Origin of the sequence: Vibrio sp. 10N.261.54.A5, assembly GCF_041471145.1 — a bacterium.
GTDB lineage: Bacteria > Pseudomonadota > Gammaproteobacteria > Enterobacterales > Vibrionaceae > Vibrio > Vibrio crassostreae_C.
The window spans coordinates 1-2,543 of the sequence record NZ_JBFRNU010000100.1 but is presented as its reverse complement, the minus strand read 5'-3'; the positions used below and the strand labels follow the sequence as shown (position 1 = coordinate 2,543).

Genomic DNA, 2,543 nt, shown 5'->3' with positions numbered 1-2,543 from the left:
TATTGATGTCTATTGATGAAGTGATGGAGTTTATCCGTCTTTCCCCTAACAAGGTGATTGCGAACCATATGGAGGCACTAAACCACTGTGCAGTGACTCGACCAATTCTTAAAGAAGCAATTGATAAAAACGGTTTGTCAGATAAAGTCCTTATTCCTGCTGATGGTGAGACCTTGGAGTTTTAGATACCTGAACTAATCCGATGACTCTCGATTTAAGTAAATAATCTAAATGATTTTTGTCCAAAAATGAGTTTAGTGGTTAGTGTATGATTGTGTGAACAGGTGAAATCGAACCACGATTTTGTCAGACTGAGTATGAACCAGTACATATAAAGTTAGATAAAAATATAGTAGAGACCACCAATTTTTGGTGATCTAATTTTTTCATTTAGCACCTGAACTCTTACAGAAAAATTAGATCTACATGTAAAAGTTAGATAAATGGCTTCTAGCCCTCGTTGTGTAAGGGGTTTCTAACTTTTAAGTCTAACTTTAAGTTAAGTGTGCTTTTTTGTAACGTCTGAAAGCTGTTCGCAGCTAACCGTTCAAAGTCACGTTACAAAATAATGTTCATCAAGAACATTGCACCTAACGCATTCAATACCGAAATCGCGATCATCACCGGGATGTAGCGACCTTCAGTACCAATTGGTCCCATAATACGGCCCATGTATTGCACCTGAGAGCCCATCAAGTAGATAGCTGGCGCCAAGATAGCTATATGGTTGCCGTTCAGAATACCTTTGTCAAACAGCGTGATAACCACGCCCACCGCGCCACCCATCGACATCCACGCACCGATCAATACCGCTGCCGCTTCGCCAGGTAAACCAAATACCGCCATAATTGGAGCAAATACACTGCCCATCAAATCCAGCGCACCCGTTATCTGCAATGCCTTGATGATCACAAACGCCATCAGAACATTCGGTACCGTAGAGGTAGTCGCAATAACCCAGCCTTTCTTAGCACCTTCAACGAAAATATCAGTAACCATTGGTTTCTTTGCTTTAACTTCGCTCATTATGCTACTTCCTCTTCCTCTTCCAGTTTTTGTTCTTTGTCTGATTTTGGTTTGTCTTCTTTGCCTTCAGTAATGTTGAGGTAAATACGGAACAGATTCGCGCCGACAAACTTAAAGATAAACATCACAGCGACAGCCAAACCAATTGACGATGTCACCGCTAAAGAGCCGTCCATCGCGGCTAGAGTGAACAGCACCGCACCTGAAGAGAAAAAGTTAACGATCGCCGCACCCGCCGTAAACTGGAACATGGTGAACACATCGGTTTCACGCTTAGTCAGATGTCCTTCGTCTTTCAGCTGACGTGTCATCGCTGCGCCAGCATCGGTACTTTGCAAAGAAGCGATCAGTGCCAAGCCTGAGTTACCCGGAATACCCATCAGAGGGCGAAGCAGAGGTGTCAGTAGTTTACGAGCCGCATCCAGTGCACCGTAGTGCTCAAGTACGTTGATCATACCCAGTGCAAACATCACGGTCGGAATAAGTGTCAAAGCAAAAATGAAACCGTCGCGAGCACCACTACCGCCTTTACCACGCAGTGACGTCGTTGCCGCTTGAATACCATCGGCCGTTTCACTCACATCGTAAGCGACCTTACCGAATGAACCGTTGAGCGTTGTAAAATCGAACACTCCATACCATTCATTGGACTGCATTAAGCCTGAAAAGAACACCATCGCGAACGCGAGTGCGATATAGCTGCCGATCGTGACTTTACGATCGGTTTTGGTTGGATTAGTCACAAGGACCTCTATACATCTCGCTTATATGGAACAGAACACGTATAGATAGTGCAAACTAATGAGCGAAAGGTTAATGACCAAAATCAAATAGCGTATCGGTTTAAATAAAAGAAGCACAGCAACATATAAAACTGTGATTTGGATTTAAAAGCAGGACCATACGCTAAATAAATTAGAATATTTCACATACAAAACTAAAAAATCTTGCTTCAACAGCGCAACCAAAAACGCACACAATCGCCACACAAGTCTGGCTTCTAGTGAGAAGTTTTTACCTAGTGCGATCTCTGATAATGCTGTAAGAGATCTCTTACATTGTTTTTCTGGTCAATTTTAATTCGATTATAATACAGAGACTTAAAAAGTGATTTTGCTTCCAGAACGCAACCGTTTTCCCTTAGTTGATTGAGTTTTGAGCCAAGCGCAAACAGTGAGCCATTTTATAAAGAATTTGAGCTTAATTCGAAATTTCAGCCCTCAGAGGTGCTATAGACTTCGCGCAGCCAATATAGAAGGAGAACGGTGATGACTATGGAAATGAGAACGCTTAAATATCAAGTAATGGGCAAAGGCATGTGGATCACTGCAACAGTATCTCGCGTAGTAGCGGACAAACTTGCGCTTGAATACCAATCCTATGGCTGGCCTGTTGAAGTATGTGCAGCAGAACAAACACTGACGTTTGATCTCAATGCTGCATAATGTTGGCAATTTCGAATAAGCTCTATCGGCACTGAGTCCGGTAGGGCTTTTTCTTGGTTCATCGCGGCTTTC

3 protein-coding genes and 1 pseudogene are annotated in these 2,543 nt (G+C 42.9%); 2 read left to right on the top strand and 2 right to left on the bottom strand.

Annotation, left to right across the window (positions count from 1 at the left end; genetic code table 11):
* A pseudogene (locus AB4329_RS22175) lies at window positions 1-185 on the top strand (MBL fold metallo-hydrolase); the annotation flags it as partial.
* Between the two features lie 373 nt (window positions 186-558).
* Here the strand turns inward: AB4329_RS22175 and AB4329_RS22170 are convergent.
* Complete coding sequence (locus AB4329_RS22170) at window positions 559-1,026, bottom strand: YjiG family protein (protein WP_372139297.1); 468 nt, start codon at window positions 1,024-1,026, stop codon at window positions 559-561.
* A complete protein-coding gene (locus AB4329_RS22165; protein ID WP_372139296.1) occupies window positions 1,026-1,769 on the bottom strand; it encodes a nucleoside recognition domain-containing protein in 744 nt (247 codons plus the stop codon). The genes AB4329_RS22170 and AB4329_RS22165 overlap by 1 nt, the downstream gene beginning before the upstream one ends.
* Before the next feature lie 525 nt (window positions 1,770-2,294).
* On the opposite strand from AB4329_RS22165, the gene AB4329_RS22160 reads away from it, so the two are divergent.
* Window positions 2,295-2,471, top strand: a complete 177-nt coding sequence (locus tag AB4329_RS22160) for a hypothetical protein (protein WP_017061524.1) — start codon at window positions 2,295-2,297, stop codon at window positions 2,469-2,471.
* The last annotated feature ends 72 nt before the right edge of the window (window positions 2,472-2,543 follow it).